This is a genomic window from Mesorhizobium sp. CNPSo 4661, assembly GCF_057784215.1.
Window position 1 is genome coordinate 203,116 of the sequence record NZ_JBWGIO010000002.1, and the last position, 24,388, is coordinate 227,503.

Below are 24,388 nucleotides of genomic sequence, written 5' to 3' on the forward strand. Positions count from 1 at the left end.
GCCGCGCGGACAAATGACAACCAACAAGGGGAACGACCATGACCATCAACAGACGTGACTTGCTTGGGTATGGCGCCGCGGCGATCGGTGCGGCGACGCTGGGCCTGCCGAAGGCGGCAAAGGCGGCGGACGAGCTCACCATCGCCTACAATGTCAACCTGCCCTCATGGGACCCGACGACCGGACCCTCGGCCGTGAACCCGACCATCCAGGGGCTCTATCAGTCGGTGTTCGACCAGATCATCGGGCAGAAGCCGGACCTTTCCTTCACGCCCGGACTGCTCACCGAATGGGGCTGGAACGACGACCGCACCAAGGTGACGATGACGGTGCGCGACGGCGTGAAATGGCATGACGGCTCGCCCTTCACGGCGGAAGACGTGGTCTGGTCGCTGCAGCGCGCCGGCGACGAGAAGACCGGCAACCCGATCCAGTTCGTCTGGAAGAACGTCAACAATTTCAAGATCGACGGCAACAAGATCACCGGCGATGTCGTGCAGTTCGACCCGGTCTATTTCAAGTGGATGTCGTTCCTGACCGGCTACATCCTGCCGAAGGCCTATTACGAGAAGGTCGGCGCCGAGGGCTTCGAGAAGGCGCCGATCGGCACCGGTCCGTATATGGTCGACAAGTTCGAGCGCAACGCCTTCCTGCGGCTGAAGGCCAATCCGCACTATTGGGGCACGAAGCCCGCCTTCGAGAATGTGACGATCAAGTTCGTCACCGACGCGGCGAGCCGCGTCGCCGAGATCGAATCCGGCTCCTCGCAGGTGACGCTCGAAATTCCCTATGAGGAATATGACCGCCTCATCAAGAAGGACGGGCTGGCCGGCTCGATCAAGAACGTCTCCGACATCGGCATGATCTTCTTCAACGACATCGAGGCGATGCTGGACAAGAACGTGCGCCAGGCGGCCGTGATGGCGGTGGACAAGGAGCTGCTGGTCAAGCGGCTGCTGCGCGGCTACGGCCAGCCGATCGCCACGCTGGAGACGCCGGAATACACGGCCTTCGATCCGTCGATCAAGGTCGAGCACAATCCGGAAAAGGCCAAGGAACTGCTCGCCGCTTCCGGCTATTCGACCAAGAAGCCGGTGAAATTCACTATACAGACCACCAAGGGCTTCAAGCCCAAGGACTATGAGATGATCCAGGCGATCGTCGGCATGTGGCGCAAGGTCGGCATCGAGGCCAATATCGAGGTCTACGAGATCGCCAAGCACTACGAGCTGCGCGCCGCCGACAAGCTGGCGCCGGCGGCCTTCTACAATTGGGGCAACTCGATCGGCGACCCGACCACCTCGACCGGTTTCGCCATGTACGGCCCAAGCCCGCACTCGGTGTGGGACAGCCAGGACCTGATCGACATGATCAACCCGCTTTGGGGCGAGAAGGACGAGGCCAAGCGCATCGCCGGCTGGAAGGCCGTCGACAAGTACATCGCCGAGCAGGCCTATGTGCTGCCGCTAATGCAATATGCGCAGCCGATCGTGCACTCGAAGAAAGTCAATGTCGTGCAGCATGTGTCCGGCGCGCTGCTGCCGGCGCTGATGACCCCGGCCGCCTGATCCTCGGTCCTGGATTGCCACGCGCGCCGTCCGCAAGACGGCGCGCATTTTCATTCGGACATATGGGCGCATGCTGCTGCAGAGATTCCTCGTTCGCCTGTTGACGATGCTGGTGACGCTGTTCGGCGTCGCCATCGTCGTCTTCGTGGTCATCCGCGTGGCGCCGGGCGACCCGATCGCCATGATGCTGCCGCCCGGCGCCAGCAATGACGACATTGCGCGGCTGCGCGCGCTCTACGGGCTCGATAAGTCGATCGTGCAGCAGTTCTTCATCTGGCTCGGCGGCGTGCTGCATGGCGATTTCGGCACCTCGATCTCGCTGCGCCAGGACGTGCTCGGCCTGGTGTTCAATCGGCTGCCGGCGACGCTGGAGCTTGCGACCGTGGCGCTGCTGATGGCGATCGCGATCGGCGCCACGGCCGCGATCCTTGGCGCGCGCTCGCGCGGCACGGCTGTCGAAGCGGGCATCGACATCGCCAGCGGCGCTACGCTTTCCATTCCCGATTTCCTCTGGGGCCTGGTACTGATCCTGCTGTTCGGCGTGCTGGTGCCTGTCTTCGACATTTCAGGGCGAGTTTCGCCGCAGCTCGATTTGCCTTTCGTCACCCAGTTCTATCTCGTCGAGAGCATTCTCAGACTTCGCTTCGACCTCACCTGGGACCTGCTGAAGCACATGCTGATGCCGGCCGTGGCGCTGGCGCTGCCGCTGGCGGCGATCATCGCCCAATTGCTCAAACAGTCGCTGAAGGAAGTGCTGGACCTCGACTATGTCGTGCTGGCGCGGGTCAAAGGTTTTTCCGAGACGCAGGTGATCCTGCGCGAGGCGCTGAAGAACGCCGCGCTGCCGACGCTGACGCTGGTCGGCGTACAGTTCACGTTCCTCATCGGCGGCACCGTCATCGTCGAACGGCTGTTCTCCTACGAGGGCCTCGGCAACATGGCGATCGATGCTGTCATCAATCGCGACCTGCCGCTGATCCAGGGCATCGTGCTGGTGTTCGCGCTGCTCTTCGTGCTGATCAACCTTGCCGTCGACATGATGTATGCGCTGCTCAATCCGAGGCTGCGCCATGGATGAGGCGCGCATTGCCCGACGCGGCCTGAGCCCGCGGCTGTGGCTGGCCGGCGGCTGGCTGCTCTTGGCGCTGCTGGCGGCGATCTTCGCGCCACTGATCGCGCCGCAGGACCCGCTGGCGCAGGACCTGATGCTGGAGCGCCTGCCGCCCTTCTGGCTGGACGGCGCCGAGCCAGGCTATTGGCTGGGCACCGACAGCCTCGGCCGGGATCTGTTGTCACGGCTGATCTTCGGTGGCCGCATCGCCTTCATCGTCGCTTTCGCCGCCGCAACGTCCGCCTGCCTCATCGGTTCGGCGCTCGGGCTGATCGCCGGTTATTTCGGCGGCTGGGCCGACCGCATCATCTCGCGCATCGTCGATGTCTGGATGGCCTTCCCGCCGGTGCTATTCGCGATCCTCCTGGTCGCGGTGCTGGGCACGGGCCTCAGCTCCGTCATCCTCGCCATCGCGATCATCGACTGGACGCGCTTCTGCCGGGTGATCCGAGCCGAGGCGATGAGCCAGGCGCGCATGGACTATGTCGAGAGCGCGCGCATCGCCGGCTATGGCCGGATCGGCATCATGCTGCGCGAAGTGCTGCCCAATGTGTTGCCGTCGGTGGTGGCGCTCCTGTCGCTCGAAATGGGCATCGCCGTGATCGTCGAGGCGATCCTCTCCTTCGTCAATCTGTCGATCTCGACCGACGATCCGACCTGGGGCAGCATCATCGCCGAGGGCCGGCTGTCGATCCATCAGGCCTGGTGGGTGTTGGTGTTCCCGCTGATCACGCTGATCCTCACCGTGCTTTCCTTCAGCCAGTTCGGCGAAGCGCTGAAGGCGCGTTTCGATCCGGTGCTGCGATGAGCGCGTGCCTCGACATCCGCCGCTTGAGCGCCGTGCTGCCCAACGGCCAGCGCGTGCTGCGTTCAGTGTCGCTTGCCGTCCAGCCGGGCGAAGTGCGGGCGCTGGTCGGCGAAAGCGGCGCGGGTAAGACGATGATCGGCAAGGCGGTGCTCGGCGTGCTGCCGAAAAGCGTGCGTGTCGTCGAAGGCGAGATGCTGATCGAGGGCGAGGACCTGGGTCGGCTCGATGCCAAGGCGCGGCGCAATCTGATCGGAGCGCGCACGGCGCTGATCCCGCAGGATCCACTCACCGCGCTCAACCCCTCGCGCCGCATCGGCGCGCAGATGACCGACCGGCTGGTGCGCATCCTCGGCTGGAGTGGCGAAAGAGCCGACAAGCGTATCCGGCAGTTGCTCGACGAGGTGCAGATCCGCGACCCGGAACGCGTGCTGAAAAGTTACCCGCACGAATTATCCGGCGGCATGCGCCAGCGCGTGCTGATCGCGGCGGCCTTCGCAGCGGAGCCGAGGCTGATCGTCGCCGACGAGCCGACGACGGCGCTTGACGTGACGGTGCAGAAAAAGATCCTGCGGCTGATCGCGCAACTGCAGCGCGACCATGGCACGGCGATCCTGTTCGTGACCCACGATCTCGGCGTCGTCGCCAAGATCAGCCAGAAAGTGTCGGTGCTCTATGCCGGCAAGATGGTCGAGGAGGCCGAAACCGCAGCCCTCTTCGCGGCCCCGCAACACCCCTACACGCGGGCGCTGATCGCGGCGACGCCGCGCTACACCGATCCCTACGCCTCGCTGAAGCCCGTCGACGAGAGCGTGCTTGCGGGGCTGGCGGCCGAGATTGCAGCGGCCGACAAGGAGTGGAGGCCCGGCCATGGCTGAGCCGCTGTTTTCCGTGCGGGGGCTGAAGGTGGCGTTGCCCGACATGACGCGCAAGCCGCTGATCGGCCGCGCGCCGTTGGCAGAAATCCTGAAAGGGCTGGACTTCGATCTGCCCAAGGGATCGGTCACCGGCATCGTCGGCGAGTCCGGCTCCGGCAAGTCGACGCTCGGTCGCGCGCTGGTCAGGCTGCTCGAGCCGAGCGCCGGCTCGATCGGTTTCGAGGGGCGCGACATCAGCCGTCTTTCGGAAGCCGAGCTGAGGCCGCTACGCCGCGACCTGCAGATGATCTTCCAGGATCCGATGTCGTCGCTCAATCCGCGGCATACGATCTTCAACATCATCGCCGCCCCCTTGAGGCAGAACGGGCTTGGCGACCGGCTGAAGGAACGCGTCGCGGAAGCCCTGCAGCGCGTCGGCCTGCCGCAGAGCTTTGCCAGCCGCTACCGCCACGAACTGTCAGGCGGCCAGCGGCAGCGCGTCGGCATCGCGCGAGCATTGGCGTTGTCGCCGAAATTCGTGCTGGCCGACGAAATCGTCTCCGGCCTCGACGTCTCGACGCAGGCGCAAATCCTGACGCTGCTTGAGAAGCTGGCGGCCGAGATGGGGCTGACCGTCGCCTTCATCAGCCACGATTTGTCGGTGATCCGGCGGCTCTGCCAGCAGGTCATCGTCATGCGCGAAGGCAGGATCGTCGAGGCCAGCGCCACCGATGCGCTGTTCGACAGCCCGAAGGAAACCTACACGCGCGACCTGCTCGCCGCCATTCCGCTGCCGGAGATCGATCCGGACTGGCTGCAGCCTCGGGCGCCGGCATGAGGTGAGTTTTGACTATCCGCACGCCGACCAGCGGGCCTCGGATGTGCGCAGGGACAAGTCGACCCGCCAACGGAGGGTGACATGAAATACGCAATCCAGGCGGCGGTCTTCGCGGCCTCCTTGTTCGGCGCAATGGGAGCCGCCTCGGCGGATTCGATCCCCGGCATGCGCGGACACGACCATACCGGCATCACCGTGCCCGACATGAAGCAGGCCGTCGACTTCTTCACCAATGTCGTCGGCTGCAAGAAGGCGATGTCCTTCGGGCCGTTCGCCGACGACAAGGGCACCTTCATGCAGGACCTGCTCGGCGTCGATCCGAAGGCAGTGATCGAGGAGATCACCATGGTGCGCTGCGGCTACGGCTCGAACATCGAGCTGTTCAAATACACAGCGCCCGACCAGAAGGATGCAACGCCCAAGAACAGCGATATCGGCGGCTATCACATCGCCTTCTATGTCGACGACGTCGCCGCCGCGAAGACCTATCTGGAGGCCAAGGGCGTGAAGACACGATTGGGGCCGCTGCCGGTGAAGGAAGGCCCGGCCGCGGGCCAGACCATCCTCTATTTCCAGGCACCGTGGGGGCTGCAGCTGGAGGCGATCAGCTACCCGGACGGCATGGCCTATGAAAAGGGCGCGGAGACGGTGCTGTGGAGCCCAAAAGACCCGACAAAATGATCCGACCCATCCGTTGTTCGGCCATCGTTCAATTGTGAAACTTTAAGCTTGAAATAATTGCCGTCGAGCGTGATACTGATATTCGGAGCCGCTGGTCCATTCGGCGGCTCCGGAGACCCTTAGAGCGTTTTACGCAATTCCGCACGGAAAACCGCTACGCACTTTTCCTGGAATTGCTCTAGAGGAGATCGCAAGACATGAAGGTTGCGGTTCTCGGCGGCGGGCCGGCCGGACTCTACTTTGCCATCTCGCTCAAGCTGCGCGACGCCGCGCATGAGGTGACGGTCTATGAGCGCAACCGCCCGGACGACACGTTCGGCTGGGGCGTGGTGCTGTCGGCAGAAACGCTGGAAAACCTGACCAAAAACGACCCGGTCAGCGCCGTCTGGATCAAGAAGCATTTCGCCTATTGGGACGACATCGCCGTCATCCATGACGGCGTGCGCACCGTGTCTTCCGGCCACGGCTTCTGCGGCATCGGCCGCAAGCGGCTCTTGATCCTGCTGCAGCGGCGCGCCCGCGAGCTCAACATCAACCTGAAGTTCGAGACCGATATCGCCGATCCCAGGCCGTTCATGGAAACGCATGACCTGGTGGTTGCCGCCGACGGCTTGAACTCGAAGTCGCGCGCGGCCTTCGCTGATGTCTTCAAGCCGGACATCGACACCCGCAAATGCAAGTTCGTGTGGCTGGGCACGACGCAGAAATTCGACGACGCCTTCACCTTCATCTTCGAGAAGACGGAGCATGGCTGGGTGTGGGCGCATGCCTACCAGTTCGACAGCGAGACCGCGACCTTCATCGTCGAATGCAGCGAAGAGACCTGGCAAGCCTTCGGCTTCGGCCAGATGACCCAGCAGGAATCGATCGCCGTCTGCGAGCGCATCTTCGCAAAACATCTCGGCGGCCATCCGCTGATGACCAACGCCAACCACATTCGCGGGTCTGCCTGGATCAACTTCCCGCGCGTGCTGTGCGAGCGCTGGTCGTACAAGAACCTGGCGCTGATGGGCGACGCAGCGGCTTCGGCGCATTTCTCGATCGGCTCCGGCACCAAGCTCGCGCTCGAAAGCGCGGTGGCGCTTGCCGATTATGTCGAGTCCGAACCCGACCTCGAAGCGGCTTTCCGCAAATATGAGGATGCGCGGCGCACCGAGGTGCTGAAGCTGCAGTCGGCGGCGCGCAACTCGCTCGAATGGTTCGAGGAAGTCGAACGATATCTCGGTCTCGATCCAGTTCAGTTCAACTATTCGCTGCTCACCCGCTCGCAGCGCATCAGCCACGAGAACCTTCGCCTGCGCGACGCGGAATGGCTGGCGGGCGCCGAGGAATGGTTCCAGCGCAAGGCCGGCGCCGGCGGCAACAGCTTGCGCCGCGCGCCGATGTTCGCGCCGTTCAAGCTGCGCGACATGACTTTAGCCAACCGCATCGTCGTTTCGCCGATGGCGCAGTACAGGGCCGTCGACGGCTGCCCGACCGACTGGCATTTTTCGCACTATGCCGAGCGCGCCAAGGGTGGCGCCGGGCTTCTCTATATCGAGATGACCTGCGTCAGCCCCGAAGGGCGCATAACGCCTGGATGCCCGGGCTTCTACAAACCGGAACATGAGGTCGCCTGGAAGCGGCTGGTCGATTTCGTCCACGCCGAGACCGAGGCAAAGATCTGCGCCCAGATCGGCCATTCCGGCGCCAAGGGCTCGACCCGTGTCGGCTGGGAAGGAACCGACGTGCCTTTGCCCTCCGGCAACTGGCCGGTGATGGCACCTTCGGCCGTGCCATGGTCGCCGAAGAACCAGGTACCGAAGGCAATGGACCGCGCCGACATGGATCTGGTCCGCGATCAGTTCGTCGCCTCGGCTCAGATGGCCGAGCGCTGTGGCTTCGACATGCTGGAGATCCACGCCGCGCATGGCTATCTGCTGTCGGCATTCATCACGCCGCTGACCAACCGCCGCACGGACGACTATGGCGGCTCGCTGGAAAACCGCATGCGCTATCCGCTGGAGATCTTCCACGCAGTGCGCGCGGTGTGGCCGGCGGAAAAGCCGATCTCGATGCGCATCTCGGCCAATGACTGGGTGGGGATCGAGGGCGTCACCCCGGCCGACGCGGTCGAGATCGCAAAACTGCTGCGCGAGGCCGGCGTCGACCTTTGCGACGTGTCCGCCGGGCAGACCTCGATCGCGGCCAAGCCGGTCTATGGCCGCATGTTCCAGACGCCGTTTTCCGACCGCATACGCAACGAGGTCGGCATGGCGACAATGGCGGTCGGCAACATCTACGAGCCCGATCACGCCAACTCGATCCTAATGGCCGGGCGCGCCGACCTGGTGGCGCTGGCCAGGCCGCATCTGGCCGATCCCTACTGGACGCTGCACGCGGCGGTGACGCTCGGCGACCGCGGTGTCAAATGGCCCGATCCCTATCTGCCCGGGCGCGACCAGATCTACCGGCTGGCCGAGCGCGAAGCCGCAGCGGGGCTCAAAGTATGAGCGCCGCGCGCGAAATCGCCGGCAAGCACGCGCTGGTGACCGGCGGCGGTTCCGGCGTCGGCAAGGCCATCGCGCTGGCGCTGGCGAAAGCAGGCGTAGCCGTCACCATCTGCGGGCGGCGCGAGGCGGCGCTGGCCGAGGTCGCGAAGGAGAATGACCGCATCTTTGGACTCGCCGCCGACGTCACCAACGAGGCCGAAATGGCGGTCCTGTACCAGAAGGCGGAGGCCGCGCGCGGGCCGTTCGACATCGTCGTCGCCAATGCCGGCATGGCGGGCAGCGCGCCGGCGCACAAGATCGCGCTGGCCGACTGGCAGCGCACGCTCGACGTCAACCTCACCGGCGCCTTCCTGACGGTGAAGCCGGCACTGGCGGGCATGCTCGCGCGGAAGACGGGTCGGATCGTTTTCGTCGCTTCGACCGCAGGCCTCAAAGGCTATGCCTATGTCGCGCCTTATGTGGCTGCCAAGCATGGCGTCGTCGGGTTGATGCGGGCGCTGGCCGCAGAGACCGCCAAATCCGGCGCGACCGTCAACGCCGTCTGCCCGGGCTTCGTCGAAACCGACATGCTGGAGGAATCCGTCCAGCGCATCGTCGAGAAGACGGGGCGCTCCACCGACGAGGCGCGCGCGAGCCTTGCGACGACGAACCCGCAAGGGCGTTTCATCCAGCCGGAAGAAGTCGCGACGGCGGTGCTGTGGCTGTGCAGCGATGCCGCGCGGTCGATCACCGGGCAGGCGATTTCGGTCTCGGGAGGTGAAACATGGTAGCGGGACCGACATCCATCGGACCGGGCAAGGACAGGCTGCGGCTGTGGATACGCCTGCTGCGCGCCTCGCGCACCATCGAGGCCGAGCTGCGCGAGCGGCTGAAGAAGGAGTTCGACACGACGCTGCCGCGCTTCGACGTGATGGCGGCGCTCTACCGCGTGCCGGAAGGCATGCTGATGAGCGACCTGTCGCGCTTCCTGCTGGTGTCGAACGGCAATGTCACCGGCATTGTCGACCGCCTGGTTTCCGAAGGGCTGGTGACGCGGTCGCGGCGCAACGGCGACCGGCGCACCTCGATGGTGCGGCTGACCGAGGAAGGCACGAAATCTTTCGCCGCGATCGCCGCCGCGCATGAGAGCTGGGTCGGCGAGCTGCTCGGCAATGTCAGCGAGGACGAGGCACGGCGGCTGGCCGGCATGCTGAAATCGTTCCGCAGCAATTGGGAGGGACGCGAATGAGCGCCATGGCAAAGCTCAAGCCCAAGCACTTTCTCTGGCAGGTCGACGGTCGGGTCGCGAAAATCCGGCTCGACCGTCCCGAGCGCAAGAACCCGCTGACCTTCGACAGCTATGCCGAGCTGCGCGACACCTTTCGCGACCTCGTCTATGCCGACGATGTCGACGCCGTGGTGTTCCTGCCCAATGGCGGCAATTTCTGCTCGGGCGGCGATGTTCACGACATCATCGGGCCACTGGTCAAGATGGACATGAAGCAACTGCTCGCCTTCACGCGCATGACCGGCGACTTCGTCAAGGCGATGCTGAATTGCGGCAAGCCGATCATTGCGGCGGTCGACGGCGTTGCGGTCGGCGCCGGCGCGATCATCGCCATGGCCTCCGACATCCGCATCGCGACGCCGGAGGCAAAGACCGCTTTCCTGTTCACCCGCGTCGGCCTCGCCGGCTGCGACATGGGCGCCTGCGCGATCCTGCCGCGCATCATCGGCCAAGGCCGCGCCGCCGAACTGCTCTACACCGGCCGCACCATGAGCGGGGCCGAGGGCGAGCGCTGGGGGTTTTACAATCGCCTTGTCGAGCCGGCGGCACTCGAAGCCGATGCGCTCGACATGGCGGCACGCATCGTTTCCGGCCCGACCTTCGCCCACGGCATCACCAAGACGCAGCTCAACCAGGAATGGTCGATGGGCCTCGACCAGGCGATCGAGGCCGAAGCGCAGGCGCAGGCGATCTGCATGCAGACCGGCGATTTCGAGCGGGCGTATAACGCGTTCGTGGCCAAGGAAAAGCCGGTGTTCGAGGGGAATTGAGGATGGGTGCGTTCTTGGAGACGCAGGCGGGACAGCGCCCCCCTCTGTCCTGCCGGACTATCCGGCAGGACAGAGGGGGGCGCCGTAGAGCGCTAACCTCGCAGAACTGCGGAGGCACAAATGCCTGACCGTTCCTTCCTCAACTGGCCCTTCTTCGAAGACCGCCACCGCCAACTCGCCGAACAACTCGACGCCTGGTGTGCGAAAAACCTCCCCGTCGATCATCACGACGTCGACGCCGCCTGCCGCGACCTGGTGGCGAAACTCGGTCGCGATGGCTGGCTGAAGCCGACGGCGCTCGACCCGGCCAATCCCGGCCCGCTCGACGTGCGCACGCTCTGCATCACGCGCGAGACGCTGGCGCGCCATGACGGGCTCGCCGATTTCGCCTTCGCCATGCAAGGGCTCGGCACCGGGGCGATCACGCTGTTCGGCACGCCGGACCAGCAGCGCTGGCTGGAAAAGACCCGGGCCGGCCGGGCGATCTCGGCTTTTGCCCTGTCGGAGCCACGCTCGGGATCGGACGTCGCCAACATGGAGATGGCGGCCACGCGCGACGGCGGCGACTATGTGCTTTCCGGCGAAAAGACCTGGATCTCCAATGGCGGCATCGCGGATCTCTATGTCGTGTTCGCCCGCAGCGGCGAGGCGCCCGGCGCCAAGGGGATTTCCGCTTTCATCGTGCCGGCCGAGACGAAGGGGCTCGGCATCGCCGAGCGTCTCGAAGTCGTCGCCCCACACCCTCTGGCACGGCTCTCCTTCGATAATGTCCGCGTCCCGGCTTCCGCGCTGATCGGCAAGCCCGGCGACGGTTTCCGCATCGCCATGTCGGTGCTCGACGTCTTCCGCTCGACGGTGGGCGCCGCGGCACTCGGTTTCGCGCGGCGCGCGCTGGACGAGAGCGTCAGCAGAGCGGCTGAGCGCAAATTGTTCGGCGCGCCGATGGCCGAATTGCAGATGGTGCAGGGCCACATCGCCGACATGGCGCTCGATGTCGACGCCGCCGCGCTCCTCATCTACCGCGCCGCCTGGACCAAGGACATGGGCGCCGCGCGGGTGACCCGCGAGGCGGCGATGGCCAAGCTGTTCGCCACCGACAAGGCGCAGGAGGTGATCGACAAGGCGGTGCAACTGCATGGCGGCGACGGCGTGCGCAAAGGCCACATCGTCGAGAGCCTCTATCGCGAGATCCGGGCGCTGCGCATCTATGAGGGCGCCTCGGACGTGCAGAAGGTGGTTATCGCCAGGCAGGTGATGGGCGGGGCATGACGCGATGCCTTGCGAAGCAAATTTGAAATAGGGGGAGGCCAGACATGCACACGATCCTGCAGCCCGAAGGCTGGGCCAAGCCGATCGGCTACGCCAATGGCGTGGCCGCGCGTGGCCGGCTTGTCTTCATCGGCGGTCAGGTCGGCTGGAATGCCGAATGCAAATTCGAGACCGACGACTTCGTCGGCCAGGTGCGCCAGACGCTGGCCAACGTCGTCGCCGTGCTCGCTGAAGCCGGCGGCGAGCCACGGCACATCACCTCGATGACCTGGTACTTCACCGACAAGGCCGAATATGTCGGCAACCTGAAGGGGATCGGCGAAGCCTATCGCGACGTGATCGGCCGGCATTTTCCGGCAATGGCCGCCATGCAGGTGGTGGCGCTGGTCGAGGACCGGGCCAAGATCGAGATCCAGGCGACCGCGGTGATACCGGAGTAGCTACTGGCGAAGCCCCGCCTGCCTCAGCAGCGGCAGAACGTGGTCGCAGAAATAGGGCAGTTCCTGCGTGTAATTGACGAAGGACAGCGCGATGCCCTGGTAGCCATGCCCGGCAATTTCCGCCATGTCGGCGGCAATCGTCTGCGGCGTGCCGATCAGCGGATAGGTGCCGGCGCCGCCGGCAAAACGCTGGCGGTAGCGGTCATAGGCATGCGGGTCGTGCGACTGCGAGAATTCCTTCTTGCCGGCCATATGGGCATCGACCGCTTCGTGGTCCGCCATCGTGACGGCGTAGCGCGTGTAATAGGCCTGCGCTTCTTCCATGGTCGGGCGGCAGACGACATGCGCCACGGTGTAGACGCCGACGTCGCGACCGACCTTGGCGGCACGCTCGCCGATATCGGCGACATGCTTGCCGGCATCGCTCATCTCGGAGAAGGTCGTGAACAGGTAGTCGCATCGGGCGGCGGCGAAATCGCGGCCCGGGCCGCCGAAAGCGGCGTTCATCGTCACCGGCCGCGGCACCTGCAAGCTGGCCGGCCGGCTCACCGCCTCCTTCAGCCGGTAATAGGCGCCCTCATAGTCGAGCGGCTCGCTTGAGGCATAGAGACGTTCGAGTATCTCGATCCACTCGGCGGCCTGGTCATAACCCTTCTCGACCAGCGGCGTGCCGAACATGCCGAATTCCTTCGGGTTCCAGCCGCAGACGATGTTGAGCCCCGCCCTGCCCTGGCTGACATGGTCGACCGTCGCCAGCGCCTTGGCGGCGTAGAGCGGATGCACCAACGGCACATGCACTGTCATGAACAGGCCGATCTGCTCGGTCGCGGCGGCAAGCGCGGCTGCCCATGTGAACGTCTCGAAGGAGAATTCGCGCACCTTGTTGCGGCCGCCGAAGCCGCGCCAGCGGGCGATCGGCAGCATGAATTCGAGGCCCGCGCGGTCGGCTATCTGCGCCGCCGTCAGATTATCCTGCCAGCTTGCCGTCCAGCGTTCCGGTACATCGGTGATGGCCAGCCCGCCATCGGCGTTGGTGGAAAAGACGCCGAGCTTCAGTCTGTTCGGGCCGTGCAGGGGATGCTTTTTGATCATGTCTCGAACTCGCGGCGGAAGACCCACACGCTAGGCTCGGGCAAAAATATTTCAAGCCTGAAACAGCTTCGCGTCACCGTCGTTTGCGGATATGCATTTGGGCAACAGGAAAAGGGGATGGACATGAGCGAGTTCCGCCAGAAATGCATCGGCAAGACGAACCTCATAGGGTCCTTCGCCGCCATTCCCCATCCGGTCGCGGTCGAAGTGATGGCATCGTCCGGCCTCGATTTCCTCTGCATCGACTGGGAGCACGCACAGATCTCGCGCGACATGATCGAGGCCATGGTGCGCGCCGCCGACGTGCATCGCGTGCCGGCCATGGTGCGGGTTCCCGGCTATGCGCCCGAAGCCATCCAGGCGGCGCTGGACAGTGGCGCGCAAGGCGTGCTCGTGCCTCGCGTCTCGACCGCCGCGCAGGCCGAGATGGCGGTGAGAGCCTCGCGCTATCCGCCGCTCGGCGAGCGCGGTGTCGGCCCCGGCCGGGCCGCCGGCTACGGCTATCGCATTCCCGAATATCTTGCCGCCGCGAATGACCGGATTATCGTTGCCATTCAGGTCGAGACCGCCGAGGGACTGGCCAATATCGAGGCGATCGCAGCCGTCGACGGCGTCGACCTGATTTTCGTCGGCCCAGGCGATCTCTCGGTGTCGATCGATGCCGTCGGACCGGCGGGCGCGGACAAGCTCTCCCAGGCGATCAGGACGATCATCGCCGCGACCGTCGCGCAAGGGCGGACCGCCGGCATATTCTGCGCCAGCCCGCAGAATGTCGGCCGATGGGCGGCCATGGGCGCGAGCTTCTTCGTGCTGGCCAGCGACACGATGTTTCTTGGCGCCGGCGCGGCGGCGAACGCTACCGCCGCGCGCGCAGAGCTAGACTAGCCAAAGGACCTATCGGCGAGGCAACGGGCCGAGAAACTTTTTAAGCTTAAAACTTTTGCCTTGAAAAGCGCAGCGCTTTGGATAGCATCCGAAGCTGATGCGACCGCCGTGGCGGAGGGGCTTTTCCGGTCGGTCCATCGTTGGTGGAAGGGGTTTCAGTCCTTGTCGTTCGTGTTGCCCCAGTCGTCGTCCAGCGCGCGCTATGCTTTCGATGGCGTGCGGGCGCAAATTCGCGACCTGCACACGGAGAACATCGCAAACCTGGCGGTCCGCGCACGTGAGCTCGGCGATGTCATCGCGCTCTGGTACGGCGAAGGCGACGTGGTGACGCCGGCCTTCATCCGCGATGCGACGAAGGCCGCTTTCGACGAGGGCTTGACCTTCTACGTGCCCAACATGCGCGGGCACGGACCTCTGAACGAGGCGCTGTCGGACTACCAGACCCGCATCCATGGCCGCTCCATCCCGATCGCCCGCACCACGGTGACGCCGGGCGGCATGCAGGCGCTGTACCTGGCGCTGGAACTTCTGGTCGATACCGGCACCAACGTCGTCTATGTCGCGCCGCAATGGCCCAACATCCACAACGCCATCCACCTGATCGGCGGTGAGCCGCGTCCGTTCTCGCTCGACTTCAAGGGCGACTGGCAACTCGATCTCGACCGGCTGTTCGCAAGCTGCGATGCGCGCACCCGCGCGATCTTCCTGTCGACGCCGTCCAACCCTACCGGCTGGACCGCGACGCGCGCGGAGATGCAGGCGCTGCTCGACTTCAGCCGGCGCACCGGCATCTGGATTATCTCCGACGAGGTCTATGGCCGCCTCTATTTCGACGGTGACGTCGCGCCCTCGATCCTGCAGATCGCCGAGGACGGCGACCGGGTGCTGTCGGTCAACAGTTTTTCCAAAGCCTGGGCGATGACCGGGTGGCGCATCGGCTGGCTGACGCATCCATCGGGCGTTGCCGACCAGCTCGGCGCGATGACGCAATATATCAACAGCGGCACAGCGGCACCGATCCAGGCGGGCGCCGTTGCTGCCATCCGCCAGGGCGAGCCGCTGGTCGAGGAAATCAGGCAGCGAATCAGGACCGGCCTCGACCTTGCCTATGACAGGCTGGCGCAAATCCCCGGCATCATCCTGCCGACCAAACCGCGCGGTGGCATGTATGCCTTCTTTGCCATGGAAGGCGAAAGCGATGCGCGGCAGGTCTGCGCCAGGATCCTGGAAACCGCGCGGGTCGGGCTGGCGCCCGGTCATCTGTTTGGAAATTCGGCCGCAGCGTTCCTGCGCATGTGCGTGTGTCGCGACAGCGGCCAGATAGAAACGGCGCTCACCCGCATGGTCGCCGCCATGAATTGACGCCCCGCTGGGAGGCGGGACGGCAAGAAACCGTGCGGGGTCAGCCCCGCCCGATCAACAACCAGAGGGAAGACCCAGAGGGAAACCAAATGAGCTTTACGCGTCGCAACCTGCTTGTTCTGGCCGCCGCCATCGGCATCGCCGCCGGCCCCGCCACCGCTTATGCCGCCGATGTGCTCAATGTCGGTGCCTACCCGACCAATCCGCCCTTCGAATACAAGAACGAGAGCGGCACTTTCGAGGGCTTCGAGGTCGACATCATCAACGAAGCGGCCAAGCGCATCGGTATGACCACCGATATCGCCGATCTCGGCTTCCAGGCGCTGTTTGCGGCTGTCAGCTCCAACCGCATCGATGTCGCGATCTCCTCGATCACCATCACACCGGAGCGCCTGAAAACGCTGTCGTTCACCCAGCCCTACTATGATTCCGACATGGGCATCGCCACCAAGACCGACAGCGCGATCAACACCGAGGCCGACCTCAAGGGCAAGATCGTCGGCGTGCTGTCCGGCTCGACCGGCGAGACCTGGGTCAAGAACCACCAGGCGGCCGACGGCTATAGCGACGTGAAGGGCTACGACACGCAGCAGAACCTTTTGCTCGACCTCAGCGCCGGCCGCGTCGATGCCGCTGTCAGCGACATTCCCGGCATGCAGTACTCCTTCCAGAAGATGAAGGACCTCGTCGTCAAGCAGCGCATCAAGACCGGCGAGCAGTACGGGCTGATGATGAGCAAGGACCATCCGTTGCTCGGCAAGCTGAACGATGCGCTGACGGCGATGAAGAAGGACGGCACGCTGGCCGCCATCCACAAGAAGTGGTTCGGCACCGACGCGCCGGCCGATTCTTCGACCGTCAAGGAAATGCCGCTGCCCAAGGCCTGAGCGGCCATTGGCGAAACGAGCGACGTGCCGGCTCCAAAGGCCGGCACGTCTTGTTTGACGCATGAGGTCCCCGGAACGACCGTGCTTTCGGCTAATCCGATCTCGATCGTCCGGGCCCTGTTAGGGCATCGCATGACGCAACACGGTTCGGGAACGCTCCCATGTCGCTGATCGACACCTTCTTCAATCCCGACGTCATTGCGTCGAGCCTGCCGGCGCTGCTGCGCGGCTTCCTCAACACGCTGCTGCTCGGGGTGATGAGCATCGTCATCGGCATCGCGGTCGGGCTGGCGATCAGCCTGCTGCGGCTCTACGGGCCGAAGCCGCTGCGCTGGCTCGCCATCGGCTACACCGACATCTTCCGCGCCCTGCCGGTGCTGGTGGTGCTGATCTTGATCTACTACGCGCTGCCTTTCCTCGGCATCCGCCTGTCGTCATGGGCCTCGGCCGTCACTGCTTTCGCCATCATCATGTCGGCCTATTCGGCCGAAGTGTTCCGCTCCGGTATCGAGAGCATTCCGAAGGGCCAGTTCGAGGCGGCGCAGGCGCTTGGCCTGCCGTTCATGCTCACCTTGCGCAAGGTGGTGCTGCCGCAAGCGATCCGCGTCGTCATACCGCCGATGACCAGCAACTGCGTCTCGATGTTCAAGGATACCTCGCTGGCCTCGACCGTGGCGCTGCCGGAACTTTTGAAGGAAGCGACCAATGCGCAGTCGCTCTACGCCAACCCCTCGCCGCTGATCGGCGCCGCGCTGGTCTATCTCATCTTCCTCTGGCCGATGGTTCGCCTCGTCAGCCTGCTCGAGCGCCGCTTCCAGACAGAGAAGACGCGCTGACGCCAACCAAGTCCCCATCCAAGTCCTTCGCAGGAGCTTACCCGTGAACAAGCACCAGACCGACAACACGAACGCCGCCGCGTTCCCCGTCGAAAAAATCCGCTCCATGTTTCCGGCGCTCAAGCAGGCCGGCGACTTCATCTTCATGGACAATGCCGCCGGCGCGCAGATCCCGCAAAGCGTGCTCGACGCGGTGACCAACCACCTCGTGTCGCACAATGTGCAGCGCGGCGGCCGCTATGGCCGCAGCGTCACCGTCGACCAGTCGGTCGCCGAGGCGCGGGAGAGCGTTGCGTTGCTCATCAACGCCTACAGCCCCTCCGAAATCTGCTTCGGCATGAACGCCACCTCGTTCATCCGCCTGGTCAGCCTCGGCATCGGCCAGATGCTTGCCAAAGACGGTGATGGGGAACGCGACGAGATCGTCATCACCGACATGGACCACGACGCCAACATCGCCACATGGCTGGCGCTGGAATCGGCCGGCGCCAAATTCAAATGGTGGCGCATGCGTGAGGACGGCAATCTCAATGTCGACGACCTCAAGCCGCTGGTGTCGGAGCGGACGCGGCTCGTCGCCTGCACGGTGACGGCGCATTCGATCGGCTCGATCGTCGACGTCGCCTCGGTGGCGAAAATCGCCCATGCCGCCGGCGCCGAAGTGTTCCTCGACTGCGTGCATTACGGACCGCACGGATTGATGGACGTGCAGGCCTGGCAGTGCGACTATCTCGTCTGCTCCGGCTACAAGAATTTCTCGCCGCATATGGGCTTCCTGTGGGGCCGCTTCGACACGCTGAAGCGGCTGCCGACCTTCCGAGAGGACTTCATTCCCGACGAGCCGCCCTACAAGGTCGAGGCCGGCACCTTCATCTACGAGAACGTGTCGGGCATGGACGCGGCGGTGCGCTACCTGGAATCGATCGGCCGCAATTTCCTGCCTGAGAACAACCGCTCGCGCCGCGACAACATCGCAGCCGGCATGAACGCCATCCGTGACTATGAGCTCATGCTGGCGCGCGAGATGATGAAGGTGCTGAAGGGTTGCGGCGCCACGATCTACGGCGTCGCCGACGAGGCGCGCATCCACGAGCGCGTGCCGACCTTCTGCTTCAACATCGGCAAGCTGTCGCCGCAGCGCATCGTCGAGGAGATGGCGGCCATGCAGATAGGCATCCGCGATGGCCATATGTATGCGCCAAGGCTGATGAAGCGGCTCAATTTGTCGATGGACAGCGGCGCGATCCGCGCCTCGCTGGTGCATTACAACACGGTCGAGGAAGTGCGCCGGTTTGGGGAAGCGCTGCGGGCGATTATTGCGAAGCTGTCGTAGGTGGACGCTTTCCCCACCCGGACCTCCCACGAGGGGGAGGTAGGGGACGCAGCCATTCCAATGTCGTCATCCACGGGCAGAGCAAGGAGCGAAGCGACGCGGCGCAGACCCGAGGATCCATGCCGTGACGTATGAGCGCCGCTCACGGTGTAGAATTCTGCACCGCTGCGCCTTTCGAGTGAGGTAACGGCATGGATTCTAGGGTCTGCGCGCTGCTTCGCAGCGCTCCGCCCTAGAATGAGGACCCAAAGGCCAGCGCCCTCTAGGAGGACGAAGCAGACGTCAGGCCGCCTTCTTCTTCGCCAGCCTCGCCTTGATCGAGGCGATGTCGGCGCGCGGCGTCGCGGCGAAGAGCGTCTTGGTGTAGGCGTGCTTGGGGTCGGAGAAGACCTCGTCGCGCGGGCCGTATTCGACGGCTTCGCCGAAATACATGACCATCACGTCGTCGGCGATGTAGCGCACCACCGAGAGGTCGTGGCTGATGAAGACGTAGGTCAGCTTGAACTCGTCCTGCAGGTCGGCAAGCAGGTTGAGCACCTGCGCCTGCACCGACAGGTCGAGCGCCGAAACCGGTTCGTCCAGCACAAGGAGGCTCGGGTTCAGCATCAGCGCGCGGGCAATGGCGATGCGCTGGCGCTGGCCGCCCGAGAACATATGCGGGTAGCGGTTGTAGTGCTCGGGTCCGAGGCCGACCTTCTTCAGCATCTTCATCGCCAGGTCGCGCCGTTCCTCGGCCGGCTTGTCGGTGTTGATCAGCAGCGGCTCGCCGAGCACGTCGCCGATCTTCTGACGCGGGTTGAGCGAACCATAAGGGTTCTGGAAGACGATCTGCACCTTGCGGCGCATTTCCTTCGTGAGCCCGTCCCGGGCGATATCGACCTTGTTGCCGTCGATGAAAAGCTCGCCGGAGGTGGCCGGGTCGATCAGCGTGATAATGCGGGCAAGCGTGGACTTGCCGCAGCCACTCTCGCCGACGATGGCAAGCGTCTTGCCCTTCTCGACACTGAAGGAAACGCCCTTCACCGCATGCACGGTGCGCGCGCCGCGGAACAGGCCGCCGCCGACATGGTAGTCGCGCTTGATGTCCTTGCCTTCGACGACCTTGGTCATGCGCCGGCTCCTGAAGGCGCAGGTTCGAACAGCATGTCGGAGACGGTCGGCAGCCGGTCGCCGACGGCGTTCTCCGGCAGCGCCGAGAGCAGCGCGCGCGTGTAGTTGCTCTTCGGCGATTCAAAGAGCGACAGCACGTCGGCCTCTTCCATCTTGCGGCCCTTGTACTGGACGATGACGCGGTCGGCGGTTTCGGCCACCACGCCCATATTGTGGGTGATCATGATCAGGCCCATGCCGTATTTGGCCTGCAGCGAGACCAGCAGATCGAGGATCTGCTTCTGGATGGTGACGTCGAGCGCGGTGGTCGGCTCGTCGGCAATCAACAGCTTCGGATTGCAGGCGATCGCCATGGCGATCATGACGCGCTGGCACTGGCCGCCCGACATCTGGTGCGGGAAGGAATTGAGCCGGTCGGCCGGTTCCGGAATGCCGACCTGCTTGAAAAGCTCGATGGCGCGGGCGCGGCGCTGGGCCTTGTCCATGCCCATATGGAAACGCAGCACTTCCTCGATCTGCATGCCGACAGTGAAGCAGGGGTTGAGGCTGGCGACCGGCTCCTGGAAGATCATGGCGACGTCCTTGCCAATGATCTTGCGGCGATCGGCCGGGCTGATCTTCAGCAGGTCGCGGCCATTGAAGGTCATGCGGTCGGCGGTGACGCTCGCCGTCCACGGCAGCAGGCCCATGACGGCCAGCATCGACACCGATTTGCCGGAGCCGGATTCGCCGACAATAGCGAGCACCTCGCGCTCGTCGACATGGAGCGAGACGCCGTCGACAGCACGGAAGGGACCGGACGCGGTCTGGAACTCGACGACGAGGTTCTGGATGTCGAGCAGCGCCATCACGACCTCCTCAGCTTGGGATCGAGCGCATCGCGCAAGCCGTCGCCGACAAGGTTGATGGCAAGCACGGTGATCAGGATGGCGAGACCCGGGAAAGTCACCACCCACCAGGCGCGCAGGATGAACTCGCGCGCCGTGGCAAGCATGGTGCCCCATTCCGGCGTCGGCGGCTGCGCGCCCAGACCCAGGAAGCCGAGAGCGGCGGCTTCGAGGATGGCGTTGGAGAAGGACAGCGTGCCCTGGACGATCAGCGGTGCCAGGCAGTTGGGCAGGATAGTGCGCAGCATCAACCGGGTATGACCGGCTCCCGCGACCTTCGCCGCCACGACATATTCGCGGCTTTTCTCGGCCATGACGGCGGCGCGCACCAACCGCGCGAAATGCGGCTGCAAGACAAGCGCGATGGCCAGCATCGCATTGAACAGGCCGGGGCCGAGGATGGTGACCAGCACCAGCGCCAGAAGCAGCGACGGGAAGGCCAGGATCAGGTCCATGACGCGCATGATCGCGACGTCGACCCAGCCGCGGAAATAGCCGGCGAGCAGGCCGAGCGTGATGCCGCCGGTGAGCGCCAGCGTAACGACGACGGCGCCGATGAGCAGCGAGAAGCGCGCGCCGTAGAGCAGGCGCGAGAGGATGTCGCGGCCGACTGGGTCGGTGCCGAGCAGATACTGCGCCGAGCCGCCGTCCTGCCAGGCGGGGGGCCGCAGGAACGCCGTCTTGTCCTGCACATCGGGCGCATAGGGCGCGAGCAGCGGCGCGAAGAGCGCCGCCAGCACCAGCAGGATGAAGACGAACAGGCCGATCACCGCACCGCGGTTGACCGAGAAGTAATGCCAGAAGGTCTTCAGGCCGGTGAGACGGTCCGGATTGCCGGCCGCCATCGGGGCGATTTCGGTCGACTGGCTCATCACGCCGCCCTTATGCGCGGGTTGATGACTGCATAGAGCACGTCGACGATCAGGTTCACGGCCATGACGATAAGCGCGATCAGGAGCAGGCCGGACTGCACGACAACATAGTCGCGCTTGGATATGGACTCGACCATCCACCTGCCGATGCCCGGCCAGGAGAAGATCGTTTCGGTAAGGATGGCGCCGGCGAGCAACGTGCTAACCTGCAGGCCGATGGTGGTGACCACCGGAATGAGCGCATTGCGCAGGGCATGCACGCCGATGACTCGGGCCGACGAAAGGCCTTTGGCGCGGGCAGTCCGCACATAGTCCTCGCCCAGCACCTCGAGCATGGCGGAGCGTGTCTGGCGCGCTATCACAGCCAGCGGAATTGTGCCGAGCACAATTGTCGGCAGCACCAGGTGGCGCAATACCGAGCGAAACGCATCCCATTTGCCGTAGAGCAAGGTGTCGATGGTCATGAAGCCGGTGATCGGCTTGAAGAAGTACTGCAGGTCGATGCGGCCGTTGACCGGTGTCCAGCCGAGATAGCCGGAGAAAAAGATGATGAGCAGCAGGCCCCACCAGAAGATCGGCATGGAGTAGCCGACGAGCGCCGTGCCCATCAGCGACTGGTCGAACCACGAGCCACGCTTGATCGCCGCAAAGATGCCGGCCGGAATGCCGAGCGCCATGGCGAAAATCATGGCGAAGAAGGACAGTTCCAGCGTCGCCGGGAAGAGCGTCTTGAACTCCTCGAGAACCGGGCGCTTGGACGAAATCGAGACGCCGAAATCGCCGGTGGCGACCTCACTGACATAACGCGCGTACTGCTCCCAGATCGGCAGATTGAAGCCGAACTGCTGCTTGAGTTCTTCGTAGCGGGCGGGGGCAACGCCATGCTCGCCGGCCATGGCGAGGATCGGATCGCCGGGCAGCAGCCGCACGAACGCGAAGGCGCAGATGGTGATGCCGACCAAAGTCGGGATCAGGAGGGCGATTTTGTTGAGAAGATATCTGAGCATCGTCAAATGGAATGGGGCGGCGCTGGAATTGCGCCGCCCCGTTCGCAATATTATTCGGCCTTGTCAACGCCGTCGAAGCGATGAATGCCGAGCGGGTCCATCTTGAAGCCGCTGACATTATTGCGAACGACCGCGTAAACCTGGCTGTGGGCCAGCAGGAAGGCGGGCGCTTCCTTGGCGAAGATCACCTGGGCCTGTTCATAGAGCTTGGTGCGCTCGGCCTGGTCGCTCGTCTTCTTGGCTTTCTGGATCAGGTCCTCGAAGTCCTTGTCGCACCAGCTTGAGTAGTTCGAGACGCCGATGGCAGAGCAGGCGAAGAGAGTGGCGAAGAAGTTGTCCGGATCGCCATTGTCACCGGTCCAGCCGATCTGGAAGGCGCCGGGACGGTCCTTCTTCTTGCCTTCCGAGCGATACTTGGTCCACTCGTAGTTGACGATCTCTGCCTTGACGCCGACCTTGGCCCAATCGGCCTGGATCAGTTCCGCCGCACGCTGGAAGTTCGGGTTGTACGGACGAACGCGGTCGGAAGCCCAGAGCTGGATGTCCTTCAGCCCGGCATCGGCCAGCACCTTCTTGGCCGCGTCCGGATTGTAGGCGTCGGCCTTCACGTCCTTGTTCCACGACCACATGGTCGGCGGGATCAGGTTTTCGGCAGGCGTGGCGCCGGCATCCTGGAACAGCGACTTGATCAGCGCTTCCCGGTCGATCGCCTGGTTGAGCGCATGGCGCACTTCCGGTTTGTCGAGCGGTGGGATCGTGGTGTTGTAGCTCATATAGCCGATGTTCAGGCCGGCCTGATCCATCAGGGTCACGTCCTTGTTGGCCTTGATGGTGGCGATGTCGGCCGGGTTCGGATACGGCGCGATATCGCATTCGCCGGCCAGCACCTTCTGGATGCGGGCGGTCGCGTCAGGCGTGATGGCGAAGACCAGGTCGTCGATCTTTTCCTTGCCCTTGAAGTAGTCCGGATTGGCCGCGTAGCGGATGACCGAATCCAGCTGATAGTCGACGAACTGGAACGGGCCGGTGCCGATCGGCTTGGTCGAGAAGTCGGCCATCTTGCCGTCCTTCTGGAGCTGGTCGGCATATTCCTTCGACACGATCGAGGCGAAGTCCATGCCGAGGTTTGCCAGCATCGGCGCGTTCGGCTCGGTCAGCGTCAGCTTGACGGTGAGGTCATCGACCTTCTCCCACTTGGCGACGTATTTCGGCATGTCCATGCCCGTGTAATAGTCCCAGGTCAGGTTCGGCAGATACTTATCGCCGTTCCAGGGATTTTCCTTGTTGAACTGGCGATCGAAGGAGAAGACGACGTCGTCGGCGTTGAGGTCGCGCGTCGGCTTGAAATAATCGGTGGTCTGGAACTTCACACCCGGATGCAGATGGAAAGTATAGACCAGGCCGTCGTCGGAGATTTCCCACTTGTCGGCAAGACCCGGCTCGACCTCGGTGCCGCCGTGCTTGAACTCGACCAGTCGCGAATAGACCGTGCGCGACGAGGCGTCGAAGTCGTTGCCGCCAGTCGTCGTACCCGGATCGAAATTGGCCGGCGACGCTTCCGAGCAATAAACGAGCGTCTTAGCACTGGCCATGCCGCTGAGGACGCTTGCAGCCAGCAACGCGGCTGCAAAAGTCATTGTCTTTTTCATTGAGCACTCCCTGATGTTCTCTCAAGCCCCTCTATCAGGCTCGCGAAGGGCGCATATAAGCACCGTTTCTTCGCCTTTGGAACACCCCGTTTGCGTACCCCACGGGAAGCAGGAAAAGAATCTAGTTTTTGCTCAGAAAGTAGAAAAGGCGAGTAGTTTTTTCTACTCACGACATTATTAACGACGGCTTTTTTTTATTGATTGCCCGCCTTGAGAAATGGGCTCACGGGGCCTGACTGCCTGCGGTCTGCCTGCTGCCCAGGCACGATATATGAGGCCGCCGAGGCATAGGATTTTGACCGCAAATCTTTCCCCGCCCTGCCGCTGGGGCAAGGCTTGCACGCTCGCCGATAGAGGCAATACATAGACG

At 64.1% G+C, this 24,388-nt stretch carries 23 protein-coding genes; 17 read left to right on the plus strand and 6 right to left on the minus strand.

The window, feature by feature from the left end:
* The first annotated feature begins 38 nt into the window (after positions 1 to 38).
* From AC0YKC_RS02995 to AC0YKC_RS03050, 12 genes are all read left to right on the plus strand, one after another.
* Positions 39 to 1,568 carry an ABC transporter substrate-binding protein gene (locus AC0YKC_RS02995; RefSeq protein ID WP_320294428.1) on the plus strand — a complete coding sequence of 510 codons (1,530 nt, stop codon included), beginning with the start codon at positions 39 to 41 and terminating at the stop codon, positions 1,566 to 1,568.
* A gap of 70 nt (positions 1,569 to 1,638) precedes the next feature.
* On the plus strand, positions 1,639 to 2,646 hold the full coding sequence (locus AC0YKC_RS03000; protein WP_140832449.1) for an ABC transporter permease: 1,008 nt from the start codon (positions 1,639 to 1,641) through the stop codon (positions 2,644 to 2,646).
* Positions 2,639 to 3,487, plus strand: coding sequence for an ABC transporter permease (locus tag AC0YKC_RS03005; protein ID WP_126062915.1), 849 nt, complete (start codon positions 2,639 to 2,641; stop codon positions 3,485 to 3,487). The genes AC0YKC_RS03000 and AC0YKC_RS03005 overlap by 8 nt, the downstream gene beginning before the upstream one ends.
* Positions 3,484 to 4,362 (plus strand): ABC transporter ATP-binding protein, encoded by an 879-nt coding sequence (locus AC0YKC_RS03010; RefSeq protein WP_488509912.1) that lies wholly within the window; start codon positions 3,484 to 3,486, stop codon positions 4,360 to 4,362. The genes AC0YKC_RS03005 and AC0YKC_RS03010 overlap by 4 nt, the downstream gene beginning before the upstream one ends.
* A complete protein-coding gene (locus AC0YKC_RS03015) occupies positions 4,355 to 5,179 on the plus strand; it encodes an ATP-binding cassette domain-containing protein (protein WP_488509914.1) in 825 nt (274 codons plus the stop codon). Before AC0YKC_RS03010 ends, AC0YKC_RS03015 begins: the two co-directional genes overlap by 8 nt.
* An 81-nt stretch (positions 5,180 to 5,260) precedes the next feature.
* The gene (locus AC0YKC_RS03020; protein ID WP_488509916.1) at positions 5,261 to 5,860 is read left to right on the plus strand and encodes a VOC family protein; all 600 of its coding nucleotides are present in this window, start codon (positions 5,261 to 5,263) and stop codon (positions 5,858 to 5,860) included.
* A gap of 197 nt (positions 5,861 to 6,057) precedes the next feature.
* Positions 6,058 to 8,352, plus strand: coding sequence for a bifunctional salicylyl-CoA 5-hydroxylase/oxidoreductase (locus tag AC0YKC_RS03025; protein ID WP_488509918.1), 2,295 nt, complete (start codon positions 6,058 to 6,060; stop codon positions 8,350 to 8,352).
* Positions 8,349 to 9,122: an SDR family oxidoreductase gene (locus AC0YKC_RS03030; protein WP_488509920.1), complete on the plus strand. Its 774-nt coding sequence runs from the start codon at positions 8,349 to 8,351 to the stop codon at positions 9,120 to 9,122. Before AC0YKC_RS03025 ends, AC0YKC_RS03030 begins: the two co-directional genes overlap by 4 nt.
* Positions 9,116 to 9,580 (plus strand): MarR family winged helix-turn-helix transcriptional regulator, encoded by a 465-nt coding sequence (locus tag AC0YKC_RS03035; RefSeq protein ID WP_320294421.1) that lies wholly within the window; start codon positions 9,116 to 9,118, stop codon positions 9,578 to 9,580. The genes AC0YKC_RS03030 and AC0YKC_RS03035 overlap by 7 nt, the downstream gene beginning before the upstream one ends.
* A complete protein-coding gene (locus AC0YKC_RS03040; protein WP_488509922.1) occupies positions 9,577 to 10,389 on the plus strand; it encodes an enoyl-CoA hydratase family protein in 813 nt (270 codons plus the stop codon). The genes AC0YKC_RS03035 and AC0YKC_RS03040 overlap by 4 nt, the downstream gene beginning before the upstream one ends.
* 120 nt (positions 10,390 to 10,509) lie before the next feature.
* Positions 10,510 to 11,658 (plus strand): acyl-CoA dehydrogenase family protein, encoded by a 1,149-nt coding sequence (locus AC0YKC_RS03045; RefSeq protein ID WP_488509924.1) that lies wholly within the window; start codon positions 10,510 to 10,512, stop codon positions 11,656 to 11,658.
* 44 nt (positions 11,659 to 11,702) lie between these two features.
* Positions 11,703 to 12,098, plus strand: coding sequence for a RidA family protein (locus AC0YKC_RS03050; RefSeq protein ID WP_320294418.1), 396 nt, complete (start codon positions 11,703 to 11,705; stop codon positions 12,096 to 12,098).
* Here AC0YKC_RS03050 and AC0YKC_RS03055 read toward each other — a convergent pair whose 3' ends face one another.
* Positions 12,099 to 13,190 (minus strand): LLM class flavin-dependent oxidoreductase, encoded by a 1,092-nt coding sequence (locus AC0YKC_RS03055; RefSeq protein WP_488509927.1) that lies wholly within the window; start codon positions 13,188 to 13,190, stop codon positions 12,099 to 12,101. It lies immediately after the preceding gene.
* A 123-nt stretch (positions 13,191 to 13,313) separates the two neighbouring features.
* On the opposite strand from AC0YKC_RS03055, the gene AC0YKC_RS03060 reads away from it, so the two are divergent.
* From AC0YKC_RS03060 to AC0YKC_RS03080, 5 genes are all read left to right on the plus strand, one after another.
* On the plus strand, positions 13,314 to 14,075 hold the full coding sequence (locus AC0YKC_RS03060; RefSeq protein ID WP_488509929.1) for an HpcH/HpaI aldolase family protein: 762 nt from the start codon (positions 13,314 to 13,316) through the stop codon (positions 14,073 to 14,075).
* A 162-nt stretch (positions 14,076 to 14,237) separates the two neighbouring features.
* The gene (locus AC0YKC_RS03065) at positions 14,238 to 15,437 is read left to right on the plus strand and encodes a pyridoxal phosphate-dependent aminotransferase (protein WP_488509933.1); all 1,200 of its coding nucleotides are present in this window, start codon (positions 14,238 to 14,240) and stop codon (positions 15,435 to 15,437) included.
* 89 nt (positions 15,438 to 15,526) lie between these two features.
* Positions 15,527 to 16,324, plus strand: a complete 798-nt coding sequence (locus tag AC0YKC_RS03070; protein WP_320294415.1) for an ABC transporter substrate-binding protein — start codon at positions 15,527 to 15,529, stop codon at positions 16,322 to 16,324.
* A gap of 161 nt (positions 16,325 to 16,485) precedes the next feature.
* Positions 16,486 to 17,160: an amino acid ABC transporter permease gene (locus AC0YKC_RS03075; protein WP_434725075.1), complete on the plus strand. Its 675-nt coding sequence runs from the start codon at positions 16,486 to 16,488 to the stop codon at positions 17,158 to 17,160.
* A 43-nt stretch (positions 17,161 to 17,203) separates the two neighbouring features.
* A complete protein-coding gene (locus tag AC0YKC_RS03080) occupies positions 17,204 to 18,493 on the plus strand; it encodes a cysteine desulfurase-like protein (protein WP_488509937.1) in 1,290 nt (429 codons plus the stop codon).
* A 282-nt stretch (positions 18,494 to 18,775) separates the two neighbouring features.
* Here AC0YKC_RS03080 and AC0YKC_RS03085 read toward each other — a convergent pair whose 3' ends face one another.
* The 5 genes from AC0YKC_RS03085 to AC0YKC_RS03105 are packed head-to-tail and all read right to left on the minus strand — an operon-like array spanning position 18,776 to position 24,018.
* A complete protein-coding gene (locus AC0YKC_RS03085) occupies positions 18,776 to 19,603 on the minus strand; it encodes a dipeptide ABC transporter ATP-binding protein (RefSeq protein WP_434725073.1) in 828 nt (275 codons plus the stop codon).
* Positions 19,600 to 20,451: an ABC transporter ATP-binding protein gene (locus AC0YKC_RS03090; RefSeq protein WP_434725072.1), complete on the minus strand. Its 852-nt coding sequence runs from the start codon at positions 20,449 to 20,451 to the stop codon at positions 19,600 to 19,602. Before AC0YKC_RS03090 ends, AC0YKC_RS03085 begins: the two co-directional genes overlap by 4 nt.
* Positions 20,451 to 21,362, minus strand: coding sequence for an ABC transporter permease subunit (locus tag AC0YKC_RS03095; RefSeq protein WP_434725071.1), 912 nt, complete (start codon positions 21,360 to 21,362; stop codon positions 20,451 to 20,453). Before AC0YKC_RS03095 ends, AC0YKC_RS03090 begins: the two co-directional genes overlap by 1 nt.
* Positions 21,362 to 22,369 (minus strand): ABC transporter permease subunit, encoded by a 1,008-nt coding sequence (locus tag AC0YKC_RS03100; RefSeq protein ID WP_320294410.1) that lies wholly within the window; start codon positions 22,367 to 22,369, stop codon positions 21,362 to 21,364. The genes AC0YKC_RS03095 and AC0YKC_RS03100 overlap by 1 nt, the downstream gene beginning before the upstream one ends.
* 50 nt (positions 22,370 to 22,419) lie before the next feature.
* Positions 22,420 to 24,018 carry an ABC transporter substrate-binding protein gene (locus AC0YKC_RS03105; RefSeq protein ID WP_488509940.1) on the minus strand — a complete coding sequence of 533 codons (1,599 nt, stop codon included), beginning with the start codon at positions 24,016 to 24,018 and terminating at the stop codon, positions 22,420 to 22,422.
* Positions 24,019 to 24,388: the final 370 nt, after the last annotated feature.

Coding starts and splice junctions, on each gene's coding strand:
- AC0YKC_RS03015 (WP_488509914.1), top strand. CDS start 4,355: ATGGCTGAGCCGCTGTTTTCCGTGCGGGGGCTGAAGGTGGCGTTGCCC.
- AC0YKC_RS03100 (WP_320294410.1), bottom strand. CDS start 22,369: ATGCTCAGATATCTTCTCAACAAAATCGCCCTCCTGATCCCGACTTTG.
- AC0YKC_RS03060 (WP_488509929.1), top strand. CDS start 13,314: ATGAGCGAGTTCCGCCAGAAATGCATCGGCAAGACGAACCTCATAGGG.
- AC0YKC_RS03020 (WP_488509916.1), top strand. CDS start 5,261: ATGAAATACGCAATCCAGGCGGCGGTCTTCGCGGCCTCCTTGTTCGGC.
- AC0YKC_RS03055 (WP_488509927.1), bottom strand. CDS start 13,190: ATGATCAAAAAGCATCCCCTGCACGGCCCGAACAGACTGAAGCTCGGC.
- AC0YKC_RS03050 (WP_320294418.1), top strand. CDS start 11,703: ATGCACACGATCCTGCAGCCCGAAGGCTGGGCCAAGCCGATCGGCTAC.
- AC0YKC_RS03070 (WP_320294415.1), top strand. CDS start 15,527: ATGAGCTTTACGCGTCGCAACCTGCTTGTTCTGGCCGCCGCCATCGGC.
- AC0YKC_RS03090 (WP_434725072.1), bottom strand. CDS start 20,451: ATGGCGCTGCTCGACATCCAGAACCTCGTCGTCGAGTTCCAGACCGCG.
- AC0YKC_RS03005 (WP_126062915.1), top strand. CDS start 2,639: ATGGATGAGGCGCGCATTGCCCGACGCGGCCTGAGCCCGCGGCTGTGG.
- AC0YKC_RS03025 (WP_488509918.1), top strand. CDS start 6,058: ATGAAGGTTGCGGTTCTCGGCGGCGGGCCGGCCGGACTCTACTTTGCC.
- AC0YKC_RS03040 (WP_488509922.1), top strand. CDS start 9,577: ATGAGCGCCATGGCAAAGCTCAAGCCCAAGCACTTTCTCTGGCAGGTC.
- AC0YKC_RS03095 (WP_434725071.1), bottom strand. CDS start 21,362: ATGAGCCAGTCGACCGAAATCGCCCCGATGGCGGCCGGCAATCCGGAC.
- AC0YKC_RS03010 (WP_488509912.1), top strand. CDS start 3,484: ATGAGCGCGTGCCTCGACATCCGCCGCTTGAGCGCCGTGCTGCCCAAC.
- AC0YKC_RS03085 (WP_434725073.1), bottom strand. CDS start 19,603: ATGACCAAGGTCGTCGAAGGCAAGGACATCAAGCGCGACTACCATGTC.
- AC0YKC_RS03105 (WP_488509940.1), bottom strand. CDS start 24,018: ATGAAAAAGACAATGACTTTTGCAGCCGCGTTGCTGGCTGCAAGCGTC.
- AC0YKC_RS03035 (WP_320294421.1), top strand. CDS start 9,116: ATGGTAGCGGGACCGACATCCATCGGACCGGGCAAGGACAGGCTGCGG.
- AC0YKC_RS03045 (WP_488509924.1), top strand. CDS start 10,510: ATGCCTGACCGTTCCTTCCTCAACTGGCCCTTCTTCGAAGACCGCCAC.
- AC0YKC_RS02995 (WP_320294428.1), top strand. CDS start 39: ATGACCATCAACAGACGTGACTTGCTTGGGTATGGCGCCGCGGCGATC.
- AC0YKC_RS03075 (WP_434725075.1), top strand. CDS start 16,486: ATGTCGCTGATCGACACCTTCTTCAATCCCGACGTCATTGCGTCGAGC.
- AC0YKC_RS03000 (WP_140832449.1), top strand. CDS start 1,639: ATGCTGCTGCAGAGATTCCTCGTTCGCCTGTTGACGATGCTGGTGACG.
- AC0YKC_RS03030 (WP_488509920.1), top strand. CDS start 8,349: ATGAGCGCCGCGCGCGAAATCGCCGGCAAGCACGCGCTGGTGACCGGC.